The sequence below is a fragment of the Streptomyces pilosus genome (assembly GCF_014649835.1).
In the GTDB taxonomy this organism is placed as follows: Bacteria; Actinomycetota; Actinomycetes; order Streptomycetales; family Streptomycetaceae; genus Streptomyces; species Streptomyces pilosus.
The window spans coordinates 171,542-192,536 of record NZ_BMTU01000008.1 but is presented as its reverse complement, the minus strand read 5'-3'; the positions used below and the strand labels follow the sequence as shown (position 1 = coordinate 192,536).

The 20,995-nt window shown below is 71.1% G+C and carries 16 protein-coding genes and 5 tRNA genes; 12 read left to right on the top strand and 9 right to left on the bottom strand.

Annotation, left to right across the window (positions count from 1 at the left end; translation table 11 throughout):
- Positions 1-172: 172 nt before the first annotated feature.
- The 3 genes from IE118_RS21305 (at position 173) to IE118_RS21295 (ending at position 4,400) form a co-directional block, all read left to right on the top strand.
- On the top strand, positions 173-2,458 hold the full coding sequence (locus IE118_RS21305) for a polysaccharide lyase 8 family protein (protein WP_229846890.1): 2,286 nt from the start codon (positions 173-175) through the stop codon (positions 2,456-2,458).
- Positions 2,459-2,612: 154 nt separating this feature from the next.
- Positions 2,613-4,196 carry an acyl-CoA carboxylase subunit beta gene (locus tag IE118_RS21300; protein ID WP_189559566.1) on the top strand — a complete coding sequence of 528 codons (1,584 nt, stop codon included), beginning with the start codon at positions 2,613-2,615 and terminating at the stop codon, positions 4,194-4,196.
- A 15-nt stretch (positions 4,197-4,211) separates the two neighbouring features.
- Positions 4,212-4,400: an acyl-CoA carboxylase subunit epsilon gene (locus IE118_RS21295; RefSeq protein ID WP_189559565.1), complete on the top strand. Its 189-nt coding sequence runs from the start codon at positions 4,212-4,214 to the stop codon at positions 4,398-4,400.
- Between the two features lie 227 nt (positions 4,401-4,627).
- Here IE118_RS21295 and IE118_RS21290 read toward each other — a convergent pair whose 3' ends face one another.
- From IE118_RS21290 to IE118_RS21255, 8 genes are all read right to left on the bottom strand, one after another.
- On the bottom strand, positions 4,628-5,209 hold the full coding sequence (locus tag IE118_RS21290) for a GTP-binding protein (RefSeq protein ID WP_009314218.1): 582 nt from the start codon (positions 5,207-5,209) through the stop codon (positions 4,628-4,630).
- Complete coding sequence (locus IE118_RS21285) at positions 5,190-5,762, bottom strand: DUF742 domain-containing protein (protein WP_189559564.1); 573 nt, start codon at positions 5,760-5,762, stop codon at positions 5,190-5,192. The genes IE118_RS21290 and IE118_RS21285 overlap by 20 nt, the downstream gene beginning before the upstream one ends.
- Positions 5,763-5,856: 94 nt before the next feature.
- Positions 5,857-6,270, bottom strand: a complete 414-nt coding sequence (locus IE118_RS21280; RefSeq protein ID WP_004983065.1) for a roadblock/LC7 domain-containing protein — start codon at positions 6,268-6,270, stop codon at positions 5,857-5,859.
- A 10-nt stretch (positions 6,271-6,280) separates the two neighbouring features.
- A complete protein-coding gene (locus IE118_RS21275; RefSeq protein WP_189559563.1) occupies positions 6,281-9,583 on the bottom strand; it encodes a sensor histidine kinase in 3,303 nt (1,100 codons plus the stop codon).
- 375 nt (positions 9,584-9,958) lie between these two features.
- Complete coding sequence (locus tag IE118_RS21270) at positions 9,959-10,549, bottom strand: GTP-binding protein (RefSeq protein WP_189559562.1); 591 nt, start codon at positions 10,547-10,549, stop codon at positions 9,959-9,961.
- Complete coding sequence (locus IE118_RS21265) at positions 10,530-10,925, bottom strand: DUF742 domain-containing protein (RefSeq protein WP_004924977.1); 396 nt, start codon at positions 10,923-10,925, stop codon at positions 10,530-10,532. Before IE118_RS21265 ends, IE118_RS21270 begins: the two co-directional genes overlap by 20 nt.
- Positions 10,926-11,036: 111 nt before the next feature.
- Positions 11,037-11,450 (bottom strand): roadblock/LC7 domain-containing protein, encoded by a 414-nt coding sequence (locus tag IE118_RS21260; RefSeq protein WP_030216565.1) that lies wholly within the window; start codon positions 11,448-11,450, stop codon positions 11,037-11,039.
- 9 nt (positions 11,451-11,459) lie between these two features.
- Positions 11,460-15,275, bottom strand: a complete 3,816-nt coding sequence (locus IE118_RS21255; RefSeq protein ID WP_189559561.1) for a sensor histidine kinase — start codon at positions 15,273-15,275, stop codon at positions 11,460-11,462.
- A gap of 606 nt (positions 15,276-15,881) precedes the next feature.
- Between IE118_RS21255 and IE118_RS21250 the strand changes: the two genes are divergently transcribed.
- The 9 genes from IE118_RS21250 (at position 15,882) to IE118_RS21210 (ending at position 19,899) form a co-directional block, all read left to right on the top strand.
- Complete coding sequence (locus tag IE118_RS21250; protein ID WP_189559678.1) at positions 15,882-16,070, top strand: hypothetical protein; 189 nt, start codon at positions 15,882-15,884, stop codon at positions 16,068-16,070.
- Between the two features lie 170 nt (positions 16,071-16,240).
- Positions 16,241-17,026 (top strand): fumarylacetoacetate hydrolase family protein, encoded by a 786-nt coding sequence (locus IE118_RS21245; protein ID WP_189559560.1) that lies wholly within the window; start codon positions 16,241-16,243, stop codon positions 17,024-17,026.
- Positions 17,010-18,494: a glutamate--tRNA ligase gene (gene gltX / locus IE118_RS21240; protein ID WP_189559559.1), complete on the top strand. Its 1,485-nt coding sequence runs from the start codon at positions 17,010-17,012 to the stop codon at positions 18,492-18,494. The genes IE118_RS21245 and gltX overlap by 17 nt, the downstream gene beginning before the upstream one ends.
- A 70-nt stretch (positions 18,495-18,564) precedes the next feature.
- Positions 18,565-19,296: an HAD family hydrolase gene (locus IE118_RS21235; protein WP_189559558.1), complete on the top strand. Its 732-nt coding sequence runs from the start codon at positions 18,565-18,567 to the stop codon at positions 19,294-19,296.
- 91 nt (positions 19,297-19,387) lie between these two features.
- Positions 19,388-19,459, top strand: a tRNA-Gln gene (locus tag IE118_RS21230).
- A 39-nt stretch (positions 19,460-19,498) separates the two neighbouring features.
- A tRNA-Glu gene (locus tag IE118_RS21225) sits at positions 19,499-19,571 on the top strand.
- Between the two features lie 62 nt (positions 19,572-19,633).
- A tRNA-Glu gene (locus IE118_RS21220) sits at positions 19,634-19,706 on the top strand.
- Between the two features lie 21 nt (positions 19,707-19,727).
- Positions 19,728-19,799: transfer RNA gene (locus tag IE118_RS21215), tRNA-Gln, on the top strand.
- A 27-nt stretch (positions 19,800-19,826) separates the two neighbouring features.
- Positions 19,827-19,899: transfer RNA gene (locus tag IE118_RS21210), tRNA-Glu, on the top strand.
- A 218-nt stretch (positions 19,900-20,117) separates the two neighbouring features.
- On the opposite strand, the gene ndgR is transcribed toward IE118_RS21210, so the two are convergent.
- Positions 20,118-20,831 carry an IclR family transcriptional regulator NdgR gene (gene ndgR, locus IE118_RS21205; RefSeq protein WP_189559557.1) on the bottom strand — a complete coding sequence of 238 codons (714 nt, stop codon included), beginning with the start codon at positions 20,829-20,831 and terminating at the stop codon, positions 20,118-20,120.
- Positions 20,832-20,995 lie beyond the last annotated feature (164 nt).

The window sequence follows — 20,995 nt, the reverse complement described above, 5'->3', positions numbered from 1 at the left end:
CCACACCGGCGGGCGCCGCACGGCGTCCGCGCGGCACCCCGCCCCGCGCGTCGCCGTGTCCCCTTCCGGGTAGGGTCCTGCCGTCCGCACCCCGGAGGGCACGCACGTGACACATGGGCGCAACCGGTTCCCGCCGGGTCCCACCCGGCGCGCCCTGCTGGCGGCGGGCACCCTGCTCGCGGCCGGCGGCGCGGCGCCGCCCCGGCGCGGCGGCGGCCGCCCGGTATCCGCGGCGGACGCCTACGAGACGCTCCGCCACCGCTGGCTCGACCTCGCCCTCGGCACCGGGTACGACCCGGCCGCCGAGCCCTACGCCTCCCGGCTGGCCGAGACGGGGGAGCGGGCCCGGCGCTTCCGGGACACGATGCGGCCCGTGCCCGGCTCCCTCTGGCCCGGGCACCCCTTCGACCCGCCCGCGGGCATCACCCTCAGCGCCGGCCGGCTGTGGACCATGACGCAGGCCCACGTCCAGCAGGGCACCGGCCTCACCGGGGACCCCGGGCTGCTCGCGGACGTCCTGCGCGGCCTCGACCACCTCCTGGCCACCGCCTACCACCCCTCCGTCGCGCCGTACGGCAACTGGTGGGAGTGGCAGATCGGCACCCCACGCCTCCTCACCGACATCCTCGCCGCCCTGTACGAGCACGCGGGACCCGCCAGGACCGACGCGGCTTGCGCGGCCGTCGACCACTTCGTCCCCGACTCCGCGCTCGCCGACTACTCCGGCACCTCCACCGGCGCCAACCGCGTCGACCTGTGCCGGGTCGTCGCCCTGCGCGGCGTCCTCGGCCGCGCCCCCGCCCGGATCGCCCTCGCGCGGGACGCGCTCTCCCCGGTGTTCCCGCACGTCACCGAGGGCGACGGCCTCTACGCCGACGGCTCGTTCGTCCAGCACGGCCACGTCGCCTACTCGGGCACGTACGGACAGGTGCTGCTCGACGGGCTCGGCCGGCTCCTCGCCCTGCTCGCCGGCTCCGGCTGGGAGGTCACCGACCCCCTGCGCCGCACCGTCCTCGACAGCGTCGAGCACGCCTACGCCCCGCTCGTCCACGACGGTCTGGTGATGGACTCCGTCAACGGCCGCGCGATCAGCCGGGGGTACCTCGCGTCCGACGACCGGCACGTCATGCGCTCCGACCACTTCCACGGCGGGCAGCTCATCGCGGCCGTCGCCCTCCTCGCCCGGGGTGCGAGCCGCGCCGAGCGCGACCGGTGGCACGCGCGCATCAAGGGCTGGATCGAACGGGACACCGTCAACCCCCTCCTGGCCGCCCGTCAGTACGGCGTCGCCGACCTGGCCCGGCTGCACGCGATCGCCGCCGCACCGGTGCCCGCAGCCCCCGAACCCCTCGGGCACCGTCTCTTCGCCGCGATGGACCGTGCCGTGCACCGCCGTCCCGGCTTCACCCTGGGCATCGCCATGGCCAGTGACCGGATCGCCCACTACGAGTGCGGCAACGGCGAGAACCCGCGCGGCTGGCACACCGGCGCCGGGATGGTCTCCTGGTGGGCGCCCGGCCTCGGCGACCAGTACACCGACTGGTTCTGGCCCACCGTCGACCCCTACCGCCTGCCCGGCACCACCGTCTCCACCCGGCGCCTGCCCGACCGGGCCGGCGGCGAATGGGGGGCGCCGAAACCCGGCGTGCGCTGGGTCGGCGGCACCACCGACGGCACGTACGCGGCGATCGGCCAGCACCTCAAGGGCCTCGGCTCCACCCTCGACGCCCGCAAGTCGTGGTTCTGCCTCGCGGACGCGGTGCTCTGCCTGGGCGCCGGCATCACCTGCTCCGACGGCGTCCCGGTCGAGACGGTGGTCGACAACCGCAACCTGGGGGAGTCGGGCACCGCGGCCCTCACCCGCGGCCACCGCTGGGCCCACCTGCGGGGCCACGGCGGCTGGATCGTCCCCGACGGCGGGCTGCGGACCCTGCGCGAGGACCGCACCGGCGCCTGGTCCGACATCAACACCACCAGCACCACGGAGCGCCGCACCCGCCGCTGGCAGACCCTCTGGCTGGACCACGGCACCGACCCCACCGACGCCGCCTACGTCTACGTCCTGCTGCCCGGCGCCTCCCGCCGGGAGGTCGCCCGGCGCGCCGCCGACCCGCACTGGCTGCGGATCCTCGCCAACGACCCCGCCCGCCAGGCGGTCACCGTCCCCTCCCTCGGCCTCACCGCCGCCAACTTCTGGCAGCCGGGCACCGCCGGACCGCTCACCGCCGGCTCCCCGGCCAGTGTGCTGCTCCGCCGTCACGGCGGCACCGCTACGCTCTGCGTGAGCGAGCCGACCCGAACGGGCGAACCGCTGGAGATCGTCTGGGATCACCCGGTGCGGACGGTGCTGAGGGCCCCGGACTCCGTGGCAGTCCTGGCCACCGGCCCCCGGCTGCGGCTGCGCGTCACCCCGGGGGAGGCATGCGCCACCCATGAATGTGAGGTGGCTCTCAGATGACGTCTTTGTGTGACCCCTACAAGCCGGAAGCCCTCTGAGCAGTCGGAACGCCTGCGTGTCGCCGCGGTTCTGTTCAGTGGTACCAGGAAAACGCGTCGGAGACTGTGAGGAGTCGACGGCTCGCATTCGCCGCTGTGCTTCGTAAGGTCACTACATGACCGTTTTGGATGAGGCGCCGGGTGAGCCGACCGACGCGCGCGGACGCGTGGCCGAACTGCACGAGATCCGTGCCCGGGCCCTGGCGGGCCCGAGCGAGAAGGCGACCCAGGCGCAGCACGCCAAGGGCAAGCTGACCGCGCGGGAGCGCATCGAACTCCTGCTGGACCCCGGCTCCTTCCGCGAGGTCGAGCAGCTGCGCCGGCACCGGGCCACGGGCTTCGGTCTGGAGGAGAAGAAGCCGTACTCGGACGGTGTCATCACCGGCTGGGGCACGGTCGAGGGCCGGACGGTCTTCGTCTACGCGCACGACTTCCGGATCTTCGGCGGTGCGCTGGGCGAGGCCCACGCCACCAAGATCCACAAGATCATGGACATGGCCATCGCGGCGGGCGCGCCCCTGGTCTCGCTGAACGACGGCGCCGGCGCCCGTATCCAGGAGGGCGTCTCCGCCCTCGCCGGGTACGGCGGCATCTTCCAGCGCAACACCAAGGCCTCCGGCGTCATCCCGCAGATCAGCGTGATGCTCGGCCCGTGCGCGGGCGGCGCGGCTTACAGCCCCGCCCTCACCGACTTCGTGTTCATGGTCCGCGACACCTCGCAGATGTTCATCACCGGCCCGGACGTGGTCAAGGCGGTCACCGGCGAGGAGATCACCCAGAACGGCCTCGGCGGCGCGGACGTGCACGCCGAGACCTCCGGCGTCTGCCATTTCGCCTACGACGACGAGGAGACGTGCATCCACGAGGTGCGCTACCTCCTGTCGCTGCTCCCGCAGAACAACCGGGAGAACCCGCCGCGGGCGGAGAGCGGCGACGCCGCCGACCGCCGCAGCGAGACCCTCCTGGACCTGGTCCCGGCCGACGGCAACCGGCCGTACGACATGGCCAAGGTCATCGAGGAGATCGTCGACGACGGCGAGTACCTGGAGGTCCACGAGCGCTGGGCGCGGAACATCATCTGCGCGATGGCCCGCATGGACGGCCAGGTCGTCGGCATCGTCGCCAACCAGCCGCAGTCGCTGGCGGGCGTGCTGGACATCGAGGCGTCCGAGAAGGCCGCCCGTTTCGTCCAGATGTGCGACGCCTTCAACATCCCGATCCTCACCTTCCTGGACGTCCCCGGCTTCCTCCCGGGCGTCGACCAGGAGCACGGCGGCATCATCCGCCACGGCGCCAAGCTCCTGTACGCCTACTGCAACGCCACCGTCCCGCGCATCTCGCTCATCCTGCGCAAGGCGTACGGCGGCGCGTACATCGTCATGGACTCCCAGTCCATCGGCGCGGACCTCACCTACGCCTGGCCGACGAACGAGATCGCCGTGATGGGCGCGGAGGGCGCGGCCAACGTCATCTTCCGCCGGCAGATCGCCGAGGCCGAGGACCCGGACGCGATGCGGGCCCGCATGGTCAAGGAGTACAAGTCCGAGCTGATGCACCCGTACTACGCGGCCGAGCGCGGGCTCGTCGACGACGTCATCGACCCCGCCGAGACGCGCGAGGTGCTGATCCGTTCGCTGGCGATGCTGCAGTCCAAGCACGCCGACCTGCCGTCCCGCAAGCACGGCAACCCGCCCCAGTAAGGGAGACGCACGCCCATGAGCACATCTGACATCCGGGTCGAGAAGGGCCACGCGGAGCCGGAGGAGGTCGCCGCGATCACGGCGATCCTGCTGGCGCGGGCCGCCACGCCGGCGGCGGCTCCGGCGCACCGGGGCCGCGCACGGGCCGGCTGGCGCCGCCTGGAGCGCGAGAACGGCTTCCGGGCCCCCCACAGCTGGCGCTGACCCCCGCCACGCACACGAAGAGGCCCCTCCACGTGAAGGAGGGGCCTCTTGCCGTACCCGGGACTCCCGCCGGACAGCGCCCTCAAGGGACGCGGGGAGCCGCGCGCCCGGCCCCCGCCCGCCCGTACCCGGCACGCAAGAGCCCCCGGCAGCCCGGTGGCCGCGGGGGGCGTCGCGTGACTCGGCGCTGCGCGTACTCGCAGGCTCCGGAGACCCGGCGGCAGCCGCTAGCGCAGGCGCGCCATCAGCGCGTGCTCCACGAGAGTGATCAGCGCGGACTTCGCGTCGGCACGATGCCGCGCGTCCGTGGTGATGATCGGCGTGTCCGGCCCGATCTGCAGCGCCTCCCGGACCTCGTCCGGGTTGTACGGCTGCTGCCCGTCGAAGCCGTTGAGGGCGATCACGAACGGCAGCCCGGAGTTCTCGAAGTAGTCGACCGCCGGGAAGCAGTCCGCGAGACGACGCGTGTCCACCAGCACGATCGCGCCGATGGCACCGCGCACCAGGTCGTCCCACATGAACCAGAAGCGGTCCTGACCGGGCGTACCGAAGAGGTACAGGATCAGGTCCTGGTCCAGGGTGATGCGGCCGAAGTCCATGGCCACCGTGGTGGTGGTCTTGTCCCCGGTGTGGGTGAGGTCGTCGATGCCCGCCGAAGCAGACGTCATGACGGCCTCCGTGCGCAGCGGGTTGATCTCCGAAACGGCCCCGACGAACGTGGTCTTGCCCACGCCGAAGCCACCCGCCACCACGATCTTCGCCGAGGTGGTGGAGCGGGAAGGACCGCCGCTAGAGCTTGCGAAGTCCACTGAGCACCCTTTCGAGCAGTGTCACGTCTGGCTGGCCGCCGGCGCTCTCGTCGCCGCCGGGCTGATGGATGGCGACCAGTCCCGCCTCCGCCAAGTCGGCGACGAGGATCCTGGCCACGCCGAGAGGGATGGTCAGCAGGGCCGAGATCTCGGCCACCGACTTGATCTCCCGGCAGAGGTTGCAGATCCGCTGATGCTCGGGCAGCTGGCCCTGCATCTGGTGCGGCTGCGCGGTGGTGTGCACCAGCGCCTCGATGGCGAGCTGGTACCGCGGCCTGGTGCGGCCGCCCGTCATCGCGTACGGGCGCACCAGGGGATTGTTCGTCGCCCCGGCGGGCGACGGCTCCGGGGTGCGACGCTGCGGCTGCACGGGCTGGATGTGCGGCGCCTGCGGCTGGTCGTACGGCGAAGGGCCGGGACCCTGCGGCGCGTACGGCTGCCGGTGGTTCGGGGCGGAAGGGTAGCCGTACCCGCTCTGGGCACCGTCGTTCTGGCCCTGTGCGGGACCGTACGACCAGTTGCCCGACGACGAACCGCCTGGGGGTGTTGCCACTTTCTCCTCCTCCGACTGTGCCTGGCACCCATCACTGTGGAGCCGCGTCCCGAAACCTTACGGCCCCGGGACGCCAAACCGCACCGTTCGTCCGTTAGTTGAGCAGGCTCCCTTGGAGTTCCGCACGAAGATCCGGCGTCAGGACCGTACCGGCACGGTCGACCAGAAGGGCCATCTCGTACCCAATGAGGCCGATGTCCGCCTCCGGATGTGCGAGAACGGCGAGTGACGAACCGTCGGAAATGGACATGATGAACAGGAATCCCCGCTCCATCTCCACAACCGTCTGGTTCACGCTGCCGCCCTCGAAGATCCGGGAGGCGCCTGCCGTCAGAGACGTCAGACCGGAGGCGACGGCCGCGAGCTGGTCGGCGCGGTCGCGGGGAAAGCCTTCGGACATCGCCAGAAGGAGTCCGTCGGCGGAGACCACCACCGTGTGGGACACCCCCGGGGTGTTGTCCACGAAGTTGGTGATCAACCAGTTCAGGTTCTGTGCCGCCTGGCTCATCGGGCTCACACTAACGCTCCTGGTTGTAGGTGCTGTCAGGACCGAGGCCCTGGCCGTTCGTTTCACTGCCCGCGCTGCGGCCCTTTTGGACACCGCGACGCAGGTTGCTCAGCCTGCCCCGGACGTCCTCCGGGGCGCGGGAGACCTGGGGGCCTCCCTGGGGGGTGGTTTCGGCGGCTCCCTCGACCAGGTTGGCCTTGGGAACCCGCCGCGGCAGACCGGAGGATGTGACTCCGCCCGCCTTGGGCTTCCGGAGCGCCGACGCCTGCTGCCAGCGCTCGTCGTTCGCCGAACGCCAGCTGTCGTCGCCGTTGCTGCGCGCAGCGGAGGCCGACGGCTCCTGGCTCGCACGCTGGGCGCCGCCCGTGCCGTTCGCACCGCTTGCGGTGGATCCGCGGCGGGGGAGCCCGGCGTCGGTCAGGTTCTGGCTCCCGGGGGCAGCCGTTCCCGGACGGTCGAAGCCTACGCTGTCCTGCTCACGTACGTCAGCGGCCTGCGCGGGTTGCGCATCCGGGGTCTGAGCAGGGTACTGGGCCGGACGGCCGTTGTGGTAGCCGTCCTGCTGCGGCCAGTCGTCCTCCTGGCGCCGGTCCGTGAAGGACGGGAAGCCGTCGGAGGCGGTGGCGCCCGCGGCCGAGTGGTCGCCCCGGGCCGGCTCCGCGTAGGAGGGGTCCGGGTAACCGCCGTTGGACGAGAAGCCGTCGTTCTGCGGCAGGTGGCCGTTCTGCGCGTAGTAGCCGTCGCCGTACGCCTGCTGCTGCTGATCGTCGTACGCCGTCTGCTGCCCGTTGTCGTACGCCTGGCCGTAGCCGGCGCCGCGCTGCTGCTCCTGGAACCCGTCGAAGCCCTGGTTGCCGGTGTAGCCGCCCTGGCCGTCGCCCTCGTAGCCCTGACCCTCGTCGTAGCCCTGCGGACCGGCGAACTCGTCCCGGTAGCCGGCGCCGTCGGGGGCCTCCTGGGCGTTCGGGGCGGTCAGCTCGGGCTGCGCCTGGGCCTCCAGGGCCGCCCGGCGTTCCTCGCGCATCAGCGACCGGCCGACCGGGTCCAGGTCCCGGATGTCGTCAGGGACCTCGGTGTAGCGGCTGTCGTCGAAGCCCAGCTCCGCGGCGGTGCGCATCGGCTGCTGGTTGAAGTTCTCGCCCTGGAACTGCTGCTCCGGGATGATCTGCGAGACCGTGAACTCGTCGTGGGCCGGCTGCTGCTCGCCGCCGCCACCGTGGGTGATGGCGTCCGGCAGCATGACCAGCGAGGTGGTGCCCGCCTGCTCGCCCGAGGGGCGCAGCTGGACCCGGATGCCGTGCCGGTCGGACAGCCGGCCGACCACGAACAGACCCATGCGCTGCGAGATCGCGGCGTCCACGGTCGGCGGGTTGGCCAGCTTGTGGTTGATGTCCGCGAAGTCCTCGGCGGTGAGGCCGATGCCCTTGTCGTGGATCTCGATCATCACGCGGCCGTCGGGGAGACGGGTCGCGGTGACACGCACCTTGGTCTGCGGGGAGGAGAACGTGGTGGCGTTCTCCAGCAGCTCGGCGAGCAGGTGCACGAGGTCGGTCACCGCGCGGCCGTGGATCTCGGCCTCGGGGACGCCGGACAGCTCGATGCGCTCGTACTGCTCCACCTCGGAGGAGGCGGCGCGCAGCACGTCGACCAGCGGCACCGGCTGGTCCCAGCGGCGGCCGGGCTCCTCGCCGGCGAGGACCAGGAGGTTCTCGCCGTTGCGGCGCATACGGGTGGCGAGGTGGTCCAGGCGGAAGAGGTTTTCCAGCTGGTCCGGGTCGGCCTCGTTGTTCTCCAGGTCGGTGATCAGGGTCAGCTGGCCCTCGATCAGCGACTGGTTGCGGCGCGACAGGTTGGTGAAGATCGCGTTGATGTTGCCCCGCAGCAGCGCCTGCTCGGAGGCGAGCCGGACGGCCTCGCGGTGGACCTGGTCGAAGGCGCGGGCGACCTCGCCGATCTCGTCCGTGGAGGAGATCGGGATCGGCGCGACCTTGGTGTCGACCCGGCCGGGGTCGGTCCGGGAGAGCTGGTCGACGAGCATCGGCAGACGCTGCTCGGCGATGCCGAACGCGGCGTTGCGCAGCTGGCGCATCGAGCGGCTCATCTGGCGGGCCACCATGCCGGCCAGGATGAACGCGGCGAGCAGGGCGACGACGACGGCCGCACCGGTGATGAAGGCGTCGCGCTGGGCGTCGTCGGCGATCTGCGAGGCCTCGCTCACCGCGGCGTCGGCCAGGTCGGACTCGATCTCGCGGTAACCGTCGAACTTGAGGGTGTTCACGGCCCACCAGTTGGTGGGGGTGATGCCCTTCGCGGCGAGCTCGGCGCGCGCGGACGGGTCAGTGGAGGACAGACGGCCGAGCTCGGAGATCATCGTCTCCGGCTTGGCGGGCGGCGGCACGTAGTCCGGGTCCTGCTGCGCGGCCTCCCGGGCCATCGCGACACCCTCGGCCTGGATCCGCTGCGAGGTCTGCTCCAGCTTGGCCGCGTCGGCCTCGGTGCCGCCGCCCTTGTACTCCTCGATGGCGATGCCCTCGAGGTAGGCGTACGACGTCAGGGCGACGCGCTGGCTGGCGAGCTGGCTCTCCGTGGGGCCCGGCTTCACCAGCAGGTGCATGCCGATGGAACGCTCCAGCGACAGCGCCGCCTTGGTCAGCGAGATCGCGTAGACGGTACGTCCGTAGCTGGTGATGTTTCCGGTGCCGAGGCCGAGTTCGTTGGCGAACTCCATCAGCGGGTGGGCGATCTCGACGTAGCCCTCCTCCGTCTGCACGCCCTTGAGCTTGGAGGTGTACGCGGCGGCGCGCAGGTCGGTGAGCTTCGGCTCGCCCTCCTTGAACAGCCGCAGCCGGCGCTCCAGCCCGGGCTTGGACGGCATGCTCTCGGCGGCCTCGGTGAAGGCGTCGGCGGCCTTGTCGGTGGCGGCGCGCGCCTTGGTGACGTCCGGGTCGTCCTGGCCCTTGCCCTGGAGCAGCGGTACCGCGGTGACGTCACGCTCGTTGTAGAGGGCGTTGGCGTAGACGAGGGAGGCCTGCACCAGGCGCGCGGTGTTCTCGGCGTCCTCGGCCTCGTTCCAGGTGTCGATCGAGCTCTTCACCTGGAAGCCGCCCATGACCAGGCCGACCAGCACGGGTATGAGCAGGATCGCGTTCAGCCTGGTGGCCACCCGCCAGTTGCGCGGGGACAGGCGGCCTCCGCCCGGAGCGGGCGCGGCCGTGGGTTCGGGACCTGGCGCGGGGGCGGGCGCCGCTGTGCGCGACGGCGGCGTGAAGTTGCCCCGGGCCGACGGCTCGGGACTGTTCTTGCTTCGCCTCACTCGACCAACAACCTTCCGGCGGTCGGCACCTTCGTCGTGCCGCGGTGTCTCAGAGCCCTGTGCCATCGACTACTGAGTACGTCTTTGACTAATGGGCAGTTCAGGCATTCCAGCATGACGACCAGCCCTCTTCCAAACATGGGAAGGGCAGGAATTCGAGTGATGTAAGTCCCAGATAAAACGGTCATACAGAGCGAGCTCCGGCAAAAGACGAGCCGTTCGTGCGCGCAGCGGCACCGCGCGACCGCGTCGCGTGCTCGGCCTCCCCCGATTCCTCTGCCGAAACGTTATGAACACCGAGGCCGGCCGTGTCGAACGACACAGCCGGCACCGGTACGTCTACGTCGACCGCAGTATGCCCCTTCTGTCCCGGGCCTACCTCAGACGTGCCATGAGCGCGTGCTCGACCAGGGTGATCAGCGCACTCTTCGCGTCCGCGCGGTGGCGGGCGTCCGTCGTGATGATCGGGGCGTCGGGCCCGATCTGCAGCGCCTCCCGCACCTCCTCGGGCGTGTACGGCTGCTGGCCGTCGAAGCCGTTGAGGGCGACGACGAACGGCAGTCCGCTGTTCTCGAAGTAGTCCACGGCGGGGAAGCAGTCCGCGAGCCGTCGGGTGTCGCACAGCACGATCGCGCCGATGGCGCCGCGTACCAGGTCGTCCCACATGAACCAGAAGCGGTCCTGACCGGGCGTACCGAAGAGGTACAGGATCAGGTCCTGGTCCAGGGTGATGCGGCCGAAGTCCATGGCCACCGTGGTGGTGGTCTTGCCCCCGGTGTGGGTGAGGTCGTCGATGCCCGCGCTGGCGGAGGTCATCACGGCCTCGGTGCGCAGCGGGTTGATCTCCGACACGGCGCCGACGAACGTGGTCTTGCCCACGCCGAAGCCGCCCGCCACCACGATCTTCGCCGAGGTGGTGGCCCGGCTTTCGGAGACCGTCCCGCCGCTAGAGCTTGCGAAGTCCACTGAGCACCCTTTCGAGCAGTGTCACGTCCGGGGCGCCGGTCGTCTCGTCGCCGCCCGGCTGGTGGACGGCGACGAGTCCCGCCTCCGCCAGGTCGGCCACCAGGATCCGGGCAACTCCCAGGGGCATGTTGAGCAGTGCCGAGACCTCGGCGACCGACTTCACCTCACGGCACAGGTGGCAGATGCGCTGGTGCTCCGGAAGGAGCCCCATGAGCGCTGCCGGGTCGGCCGTCGTACTGATCAGTGCCTCGATGGCCAGCTGATAGCGCGGCCTGGTCCGGCCACCGGTCATCGCATAGGGACGCACCAGTGGCTGGTCGCCCTCGTCCTCGTACGGCTCCGCGTACGGATCATGAGAGGCGGTGGGCGGGGTCATGAATCCTCCGGGCGGGACAGCAAGTCGGTCGGTCAAGCCGTCTGACGGGGCCGGTGGGGGGAATGTGGCGGCCGGACGGTGATTTGGTGAGACGGGTGGTGCCGGGGCCGATCAGTGGAGCAGACTTCCCTGTAGTTCGGCGCGCAGGTCCGGGGTGAGGACCGCCCCCGCGCGGTCGACCAGGAGCGCCATCTCGTAGCCGACGAGGCCGATGTCGCACTCGGGGTGCGCGAGAACGGCCAGGGACGAGCCGTCGGAGACGGACATGAGGAAGAGGAATCCCCGCTCCATCTCGACGACCGTCTGGGCGACGCTGCCGCCCTCGAAGATCCGGGAGGCGCCGGCCGTCAGGGAGGTCAGTCCCGAGGCGACGGCCGCGAGCTGGTCCGCGCGGTCGCGCGGGAAGCCCTCGGAGAGCGCCAGGAGGAGTCCGTCGGCGGACACGACGACGGTGTGGGACACCCCGGGGGTGTTGTCCACGAAGTTGGTGATCAACCAGTTGAGGTTCTGTGCCGCCTGGCTCATCGGGCTCAACTAACGCTCCTGCTGGTGAGTGGGGTTCGGGAAGCTGCCGGTCTGGGTGGTGCCGGCCTGACGACCCTGTGCGATACCCCGACGGAGATTGGTCAGCCGGCCGCGCACGTCATCGGGGGCGCGCGAGACCTGAGGACCGCTCTGGTGCGATTGCTGCTGAGCCGTGCCCGGGACGAGGTTCGCCTTGGGCACCCGGCGCGGCAGGCCGGAGGTGGTGACGCCGCCCGCGGCCGGCTGGCGGACGCGTTCGGCCTGCCGGACCAGCTCGTCGTTGGGCGAGCTGCGCCAGGCAGCGGAGGTGGACCGCTGCGGACCGGTGGGCCCCTGCGGCTGCTGGGGCTGGGACTGCTGCTGCGGCTGCGGAGCCGCCGGAGGCTGGCCGTTGCCGGGCTCCGGCACTCCGCCGTTCTGGCGGAACCAGTTCGTCTCGAGCGTGTCGTACAGCGGCGTACGGCCGTCGCCCGGGCCGGACGCCGGCGGCAGCGCCCAGGCGTCGGACGCTCCGCGCCCGTCGTCGGGCCGCTGCGCGGGCTCCTGGCGGGCCGGCGGCCGCTGCTGCGGGGCCGGGGGACGCGGGGCACCGAGACCGCCGGCGTGCGTGCCGTTGGTCTGCGGACGCTCGAACTGTCCGGTGGCCGCCGGGTCCGCGGCCGGACGCTCCGGAAGGGAGTACTGGCCGGTGGAGCCGTTGTCGTAGCCCTGCGGGGCCGGGAACTGGCCCGTCGAGGAGGGGTCCTGCCCGCCCTGCGGAGCACCGAAGATGTCACCGCGGACGAACTGGCCCGTGTCCTGGCCGCCGTTCACGCCGGGCTGCGGGTACTGGCCGGTGTTCTGGCCGCCGTTGTCACCGGCCTGCGGGTACTGACCGGTGTGCTGGCCGCCGTTGGCACCGGGCTGGGCGTACTGACCGTTGTTGTGGCCGTTCACGCCGGGCCGGGGGTACTGGCCGGTGTGCTGCGGGTCGGCTCCGTAGGACGGCGAACCGGGGTTCTGCCGCTCGTCGAACCGGGGGATCTCCGAGGTGGCCCCGGGGCCCTGCCGGTCGTCGAACCGCGGCATGGCCGAGGTGCGGGCCGCGTCCGGCTCCTCGTGACCGCGCGGGGCGTCCAGCGAGGCGCGCGGCACCGGCGGCTGGGCGTTCTCGTCGCTCCAGCTGGGCCGCGCCTGCTGCTGGTCGCCGCCGGGCAGCTCGGCACGCGCGCCACCGCGCGGCGGAAGCTGCGGGCGACGGCCGCGCTCGCCGTTGCCGCGCTGCGGCGGCACCTGACCCCGGCCGCCGCCGAAGGCGTCCTGGTTGTCCTGCTGCGCGTTCGGACCCGGGGCCTGCGTTCCCTGGGAAGCGCCGCCGCCGAAACCGGCACCCGCGGGCGCGGGACGGTTCTGCGGCGGGCCGGAGGGAGCACCCTGGTCGAACAGCGAGGGCGTCTGGCCGCCCGGGGAACCCTGCGGTCCGCGGCCGCCGGGACGGCCACCGCCGTCCCGTCCGGGAAGCGCGGCGCGCGGGCCCTGGCCGGCACCGAGCCGGCCACCGGGCGCACCGGCACCGAGAGCACCGGAGGGCGACTGACCCGCACCGGCGGCACGCCGTGCGGCCGCGGCACCGGCGGCGGCCTGCGCGGCGGCGGGGCCACCGCCGCCCGGGCCCGGCTGACCGGGCTTGCCCTGGGGCTTCTTGCCGCCCTGCGCCACGTCGACGGGCAGCATGACCAGCGCGGTCGTACCACCGGAGTCGGACGGGCGGAGCTGGATGCGGATGCCGTGGCGCTGGGACAGCCGGCCGACCACGAACAGACCCATGCGGCGGGAGACGGAGACGTCCACGGTGGGCGGCGAGGCGAGCCGCTCGTTGATCGCCGCCAGGTCCTCCGGCGACAGACCGATACCCGTGTCGTGGATCTCGATCAGCACCCGGCCGTCCGGCAGCGCGTGACCGGTGACCTTGACCTTGGTCTGCGGGGAGGAGAACGAGGTCGCGTTCTCCAGCAGCTCGGCGAGCAGGTGCACGAGGTCGTTGACGACCCGGCCGGCCACTTCGGTGGTCGGCACGGAGGCCAGCTCGATCCGCTCGTACTGCTCCACCTCGGACGCCGCGGCACGGAGCACGTCGACCAGCGGGACCGGACGGGTCCACCGGCGGCCGGGCTCCTCACCCGCGAGGACGAGGAGGTTCTCACCGTTACGGCGCATGCGGGTGGCGAGGTGGTCGAGCTTGAACAGCGAGGACAGCTGGTCCGGGTCCGCCTCGCGGGACTCCAGTTCGGAGATCAGCGACAGCTGGCGCTGGATCAGACCCTGGGAGCGGCGCGAGAGGTTGGTGAACATCGCGTTGACGTTGCCCCGCAGCAGGGCCTGCTCGGCGGCGAGGCGGACCGCCTCGCGGTGCACGTCGTCGAAGGCCGCGGCCACTCGGCCGATCTCGTCCCGGGAGTGCACACCGACGGACTCCACGGACGTGTCGACGTCCTGCGGGTCGGTCTCGGAGAGCTGCTTGACCAGGTCGGGCAGACGCTCCTGGGCGACCTTGGTCGCGGTCTCCTCCAGGCGGCGCAGCGAGCGGATCATGGACCGGGCCACGACGAAGGCGCCGACCAGCGACACACCCAGCACGAGGAGGATCAGGACACCGGAGATGATCGCGTCGCGCTCGGTGGCGCTGCGCAGCTCGCGAGCCTTCTGTTCCATCTCCTCGAGCAGCGAGTGCTCGATGTTCTTCATCTGCTGGATCTTGGTGGAGCTGTCGTCCAGCCAGTCCCGGTAGGACCGCGCGCCGACCGAGGCGAGACCGAACTCCGAGGCCAGCGCGCGGCCGGCGTACTCGTCGGTGGCCTTGATCGTGGTGTTGCCCTCTTCGATGGGCTGCAGCAGGTCGGCCGCGGCGGCCTCGCCGTAGATGCTCTTGAAGCTCTGGAGCTCGGACTTCTGGCTCTGGAGCGCGGAGTCGGCGTAGAGCCGGTCGTTCTCGGAGAGCTCGCCCTTGCTGGTGTTGCTCGCGGGCAGGGCCGCGGCGAGCACCGCGCGCTGGATCGACGCGTACTCCTTGGCGGAGGAGAACGATGCCAGGGCGCGCGTGCGCTGGATCATGTCGGGGTTGCTGGTCGCCTCCGCCATGTCCTGCGAGAGGTCGATCAGGTTCTCGATCAGGCGGTGGTAGCCCTCGACGGTCTGGGTGGAGTTCTTCTCCGTCTGGAAGGCGGTGTTGCGGATCTTCGCCAGCTGGCCGAGCTCACCGGCGAGCTGCACCAGGTTGTCGCGGACGCCCTTGAGGTTGCCGTCCTTGCTCGCCGCGTCGATCTCCTCGGAGCTGTCGAGGAAGTTAGCCATCGCGCGGTCGGTCTTCTCGCGGTGGCCCTTGACCGAGAAGTCGGTGCCCTTGCCGCCGTGCGCGAGCGGGCCGGCCGACTGGTCGCGCTCCTCCTGGAGCGCGGCGGCCAGCTCGGTGGCCTGCTGAGTCATGTCCGTCAGCAGCTTCATGTTGTCGAGCTGCTGGATGTCGTCCATCGACTGCTGGATACGCAGGGCGCCCAGCGAGGTGGCCGCGACCACCGGCAGGGCGAGCAGCGACACCAGACGGGTCGAGATGCGCCAGTTGCGCAGCGCTATTCGCGATCCCGGGCCGGTCGGGGTCTTGGGGGCGGCCGGTGCCGGGGCCGGCGTCGTCGGCCCGGAGGCACCGGGACGATCGCCGTTGCTCCCGGGCATGGTCGGGCCCTGGTTCTGGGCGTGCTGGGGCGAGGAGCTGACGGCCTTGGGGCCAGTCCCGCCCTGCGGCTCCGGCTCCGCCGAAGCGCTGCCATCCCTCTTGAAACGTCCCTGCACTAGCGTCGCAACCTCTGAACCAGGCACCCCTCCGCGTGAACGGCGAGGCACGGTGTCGGCGTCATAGGGGCGCCCTGAATACGCCCCCGTGGTGGTCGTGAATGACCGGCGCTGGTTCCCCCTTCTCGGCCGCCACTCGGCGCGTCTGTGCGCCCCCTGTGCGCCGGCTCGATCCCTGCGGCGGTCCGTGGAATTCCAGCACAGTGCAGGATCTCCAACAAGGGCCGCGGCCTTACGGGTGGGTTACGTGACAGGCCGTGAGGGGCGAGTCACCGGGGGTAGAAAGTGATCTCGCTGAAAACGGGCACGGGCGGACGAACCGCGCGGTCCGGCCGAGTGTCCCAGTCGCCATGATCAGGAGCGGAATGATGCCTTCAGGGGGCGAATGTCCGATTCCATGGCGCGGGGGACGAGTCCGTATTGTGAGGTTTGCCGCACACTGGGTGAGCAAACTCACACCCTGATCGTGACATTCGGGCCCGGTCGCCAGGGAATTGCATGTTTAGCCTGACGCTTTACAGGGATGGCACAACCGACAACCCGCGTCCGCTCCGGTGTCAGCCGGCCCCCGCGGACGCCCGCGAAGAGGACAGGGTCAAGTAAACAGTGAAGACGACGACGATGTTCCACAAGATCGCCAACCCGCGGCGCACCACGCTGGCGCACCTCGACGGTGCCGACGATCTGCAGACGCCCCTCCAGCTGGAGCACCCCGTCGAACTCCCGGCCCAGACCGCCAATCCCAAGCGCACCGTCCTCATGGAGATCCCGGTCGCGGCGGCCGCCGCGAACTGACACCGATCCATACGCGCGCCGGCCGGGAAACGCTCAAGGCCTCCGACGCGACGACGAGGGGCGCCCCGCCGCAGGTGGGGCGCCCCTCTGTTATTGCGTGAGGCCCGGGCCCCACCGCGTTAGCCTGGAGCGTCAGACTCCAGCCGATCGGTCAAGGGGACAAGCATCCCGTGCGCATCGCCAGATTCTCCATCGACGGGAACGTCGCCTTCGGCGCTGTCGAGGGCGAGAAGCAGGACGAACTCGTCCTGGACATCATCAAGGGCATCCCGTTCGCGGACTTCGAGCTCTCCGGCACCAAGGTCCCGCTGAGCAAGGTCAGGCTGCTGCCCCCGGTGCTCCCCAACAAGGTGGTCGCCTTCGGCCGCAACTACGCCGATCACGCCAAGGAGATGGGCAACGAGGTGCCCGAGGCCCCCTTCGCCTTCTTCAAGCCCTCCACGTCGGTGATCGGACCCGGCGACGAGATCCGCTACCCCTCCTTCTCCCAGGAGGTGCACCACGAGGCCGAGCTGGCCGTGGTCATCGGGCGGATGTGCCGCGAGGTCCCGCGCGAGCGCGTCAAGGACGTGATCTTCGGCTACACCTGCGCCAACGACATCACCGCGCGCGACGTCCAGAAGCGCGAGAAGCAGTGGGCCCGCGCCAAGGGCTTCGACACCTCCTGCCCGCTCGGCCCCTGGGTGGAGACCGGCCTGGACGTCACCGCCGCGAACGACCTGACCGTCCAGCTGACGGTCAACGGCGCCCAGCGCCAGCTCGGCCGCACCAGCGAGATGATCCACTCCATCGAGGACCTGATCGTCAACATCACCGAGGCCATGACACTGCTCCCGGGCGACGTCGTCCTCACGGGCACCCCGGCTGGGGTCGGCCCCCTCCACGACGGCGACGAGGTCGCCGTCACCATCGAAGGCATCGGCACTCTCACCAACAAGGTTGTCAAGCGTGGCTAGCGCACCCGTCCGCGTACGTTTCTGTCCGTCGCCCACCGGTAACCCCCACGTGGGCCTGGTCCGCACCGCCCTGTTCAACTGGGCGTTCGCCAAGCACCACGGCGGCACCCTGGTCTTCCGCATCGAGGACACCGACGCGGCCCGCGACTCCGAGGAGTCCTACCAGCAGCTGCTCGACTCGATGCGCTGGCTCGGCTTCGACTGGGACGAGGGCCCCGAGGTCGGCGGCCCCCACGCGCCGTACCGCCAGTCGCAGCGCATGGACCTCTACAAGGACGTCGCGGGCAAGCTCCTCGACGCCGGCCACGCCTACCACTGCTACTGCTCCCAGGAGGAGCTCGACAGCCGCCGCGAGGCCGCCCGCGCCGCCGGGAAGCCCTCCGGCTACGACGGCCACTGCCGCGAGCTGAGCGACGCCCGGGTGGAGGAGTACAAGGCCCAGGGCCGCGAGCCGATCGTCCGCTTCCGGATGCCCGACGAGGCCATCACCTTCACGGACCTGGTCCGCGGCGAGATCACCTATCTCCCGGAGAACGTCCCGGACTACGGCATCGTGCGCGCCAACGGCGCCCCGCTCTACACGCTGGTCAACCCGGTCGACGACGCCCTGATGGAGATCACCCACGTCCTGCGCGGCGAGGACCTGCTCTCCTCCACCCCGCGCCAGATCGCCCTCTACAAGGCGCTCACCGAGCTGGGCATCGCCCGGCAGACCCCCGCCTTCGGCCACCTGCCGTACGTCATGGGCGAGGGCAACAAGAAGCTCTCCAAGCGCGACCCGCAGTCCTCGCTCAACCTCTACCGCGAGCGCGGCTTCCTCCCCGAGGGCCTGCTCAACTACCTCTCCCTGCTCGGCTGGTCGCTCTCCGCCGACCAGGACGTCTTCTCCGTCGACGAGATGGTCGCCGCCTTCGACGTCACGGACGTGCAGCCGAACCCGGCCCGCTTCGACCTGAAGAAGTGCGAGGCGATCAACGGCGACCACATCCGCATGCTCGACGTGAAGGACTTCACCGAGCGCTGCGCCCCCTGGCTCAGGGCGCCCTTCGCGCCCTGGGCGCCGGAGGCCTTCGACGAGGCCAAGTGGGAGGCGATCGCCCCGCACGCGCAGACCCGCCTGAAGGTCCTCTCCGAGATCACGGACAACGTCGACTTCCTGTTCCTGCCGGAGCCGGTCTTCGACGAGGCGTCCTGGAACAAGGCCATGAAGGAGGGCAGCGACGCGCTGCTCCGCACGGCCCGGGAGAAGCTGGACGCCGCCGACTGGACGTCCCCCGAGTCCCTCAAGGAGGCCGTCCTGGCCGCCGGCGAGGCGCACGGGCTCAAGCTCGGCAAGGCGCAGGCCCCGGTCCGCGTCGCCGTCACCGGCCGCACGGTCGGCCTGCCCCTCTTCGAGTCCCTGGAGGTCCTGGGCAAGGAGAGGACCCTGGCCAGGATCGACGCGGCCCTGACGAAGCTCGCCGCGTAACCACGTCCCGCACGGAGGGCGCCCGGAGAGATCCGGGCGCCCTCTTCGGCGTCCGGGTACCGTCGGAGGCATGGTGATCCGAGCCGTCGTCTGGGACGTCGACGACACACTCTTCGACTACACCACCGCCGACCGCGAGGGCATGCGGGCCCATCTCGCGGCCGAGGGGCTGCTCGCCGGGTACTCCTCCGCCGAGGAGGCGCTGCTGCGCTGGCGGGAGGTCACCGAGCACCAGTGGGCGCGGTTCGCCGCCGGCGAGGTGGACTTCGAGACGCAGCGCCGCGACCGGACCCGGGTCTTCCTGGGACGTGAGATGTCCGACACCGAGGCGGACGCCTGGTTCCGGCGGTACGTGACGCACTACGAGTCCGCCTGGAGCCTCTTCCCCGACGTGCTGCCCGTGCTCGACGCGCTCGCCGCCAGCCACCGCCACGCCGTGCTCTCCAACTCCAGCCTCCACGTCCAGGACCGCAAACTGCGCCTGCTCGGCGTGCACGACCGTTTCGAGACCATCCTGTGCGCCGCCGAGCTGGGCGTGTCCAAGCCCGAGGCCGGCGCGTTCCTCGCCGCCTGCGACGCCCTGGAGCTGTCCCCGGCCCAGGTGGCGTACGTCGGGGACCACCCGGAGATCGACGGCCGGGGAGCCGCCGACGCCGGGCTGCTGTCGGTGTGGATCGACCGCGGCGGGGCGTACGCGACCCTCGATCCGCCCGAAGGGCCGCGCCGTATCGCCTCGCTCGCCGAACTGCCCTCGCTGCTGCGCGCCGATACTCGTTTTGGAGCCCCGTCCACCTTCGGGTAATGTTCTTCCTGCGCCGCGGGGAGCGGGCCGGAAGGTCGAAACCCTCAGGCGCAGATCTAGAACAAAAAGCCTCCAGGGGCTTGCGTTCCAGTGGCCTATGGTGTAATTGGCAGCACGACTGATTCTGGTTCAGTTAGTCTTGGTTCGAGTCCAGGTAGGCCAGCTCGCAGAGCTCATCTGCACCCGCGGATCACATCCGCAAGCCCCCGTTGTGTAGCGGCCTAGCACGCCGCCCTCTCAAGGCGGTAGCGCCGGTTCGAATCCGGTCGGGGGTACAGATCCTTCCCACGAGGACAGTCAGGGTAGCTCCCGCTGTCCACGATGCAGGATCGCTAGGGCCCCCGTTGTGTAGCGGCCTAGCACGCCGCCCTCTCAAGGCGGTAGCGCCGGTTCGAATCCGGTCGGGGGTACTGACTGGTCTAAACCATCATTGGTCTATGGTGTAATTGGCAGCACGACTGATTCTGGTTCAGTTAGTCTTGGTTCGAGTCCAGGTAGACCAGCAGGATCTGCGGAAACGCATGATCCACGCCCCCGTTGTGTAGCGGCCTAGCACGCCGCCCTCTCAAGGCGGTAGCGCCGGTTCGAATCCGGTCGGGGGTACACCCGAAGAAAGCCCTCCACCTCCCGGTGGGGGGCTTTCGCTCGTCCGCGCCCCCTCGACGCCGTCCCGACGCGCCGCCCGGCGCATCAGCTCCGCGCAGGGAGCCATCAGTTCGGTGTCCCCCATGACCGGGCCGGTGCGGCGACGGCGGACGGGAACGGGAGAGGGCCCGCCGCGGCGTTGGGGCGGGCCCTCTCCCGACGGGCGGGGTGGGTGTTCAGGAGCGGCGCAGCGCCTCGGAGAGACGGCCGGCGGCGTCGATGACGGCCTGGGCGTGCATACGGCCCGGGTGGCGGGTCAGCCGCTCGATGGGGCCGGAGACCGAAACGGCGGCCACCACCCGGTTCGACGGGCCGCGCACCGGCGCCGAGACCGACGCCACACCCGGCTCGCGCTCACCGATCGACTGGGCCCAGCCCCGGCGTCGCACGCCCGACAGGGCGGTCGCCGTGAAACGGGCGCCCTGCAGCCCGCGGTGGAGGCGCTCGGGCTCCTCCCAGGCCATCAGGATCTGCGCCGAGGAACCCGCCTTCATCGTGAGCGTGGAACCCACCGGCACCGTGTCCCGCAGACCCGACAGGCGCTCCGCGGCGGCGACGCAGATGCGCATGTCGCCCTGACGGCGATAGAGCTGCGCGCTCTCCCCGGTCACGTCACGGAGGTGGGTGAGCACCGGGCCCGCCGTCGCGAGCAGCCGGTCCTCGCCCGCCGCCGCGGCCAGTTCGGCCAGGCGCGGGCCGAGAATGAAGCGGCCCTGCATGTCGCGCGCCACCAGACGGTGGTGTTCCAGCGCCACGGCCAGGCGGTGGGCCGTGGGTCGTGCCAGTCCGGTCGCCCCGACCAACCCCGCGAGGGTGGCCGGACCGGACTCCAGAGCGCTCAGGACGAGGGCCGCCTTGTCCAGAACGCCGACGCCGCTACTGTTGTCCATGCAACGATACTTGCGTCTCACTCTGTGAAACGCAAGTTCAATTTTCCATGGAACCCGTCACTCTGGAAGCACGGAAGCAACGCGGCCCCGGACCACCGGGCCTGGCGGCGGACGCCCGGTACGAGGGGTGCGGGCGCCGTCTCCTCTCGATCTAGTTGGGCCGG

Bases quoted from the DNA above. Each gene is read 5' to 3' on its own strand.
- IE118_RS21300 (WP_189559566.1), top strand. From the start codon at position 2,613: ATGACCGTTTTGGATGAGGCGCCGGGTGAGCCGACCGACGCGCGCGGA.
- IE118_RS21295 (WP_189559565.1), top strand. From the start codon at position 4,212: ATGAGCACATCTGACATCCGGGTCGAGAAGGGCCACGCGGAGCCGGAG.
- IE118_RS21280 (WP_004983065.1), bottom strand. From the start codon at position 6,270: ATGAGCCAGGCGGCACAGAACCTGAACTGGTTGATCACCAACTTCGTG.
- IE118_RS21265 (WP_004924977.1), bottom strand. From the start codon at position 10,925: ATGACCCCGCCCACCGCCTCTCATGATCCGTACGCGGAGCCGTACGAG.
- IE118_RS21260 (WP_030216565.1), bottom strand. From the start codon at position 11,450: ATGAGCCAGGCGGCACAGAACCTCAACTGGTTGATCACCAACTTCGTG.
- IE118_RS21235 (WP_189559558.1), top strand. From the start codon at position 18,565: ATGGTGATCCGAGCCGTCGTCTGGGACGTCGACGACACACTCTTCGAC.
- ndgR (WP_189559557.1), bottom strand. From the start codon at position 20,831: ATGGACAACAGTAGCGGCGTCGGCGTTCTGGACAAGGCGGCCCTCGTC.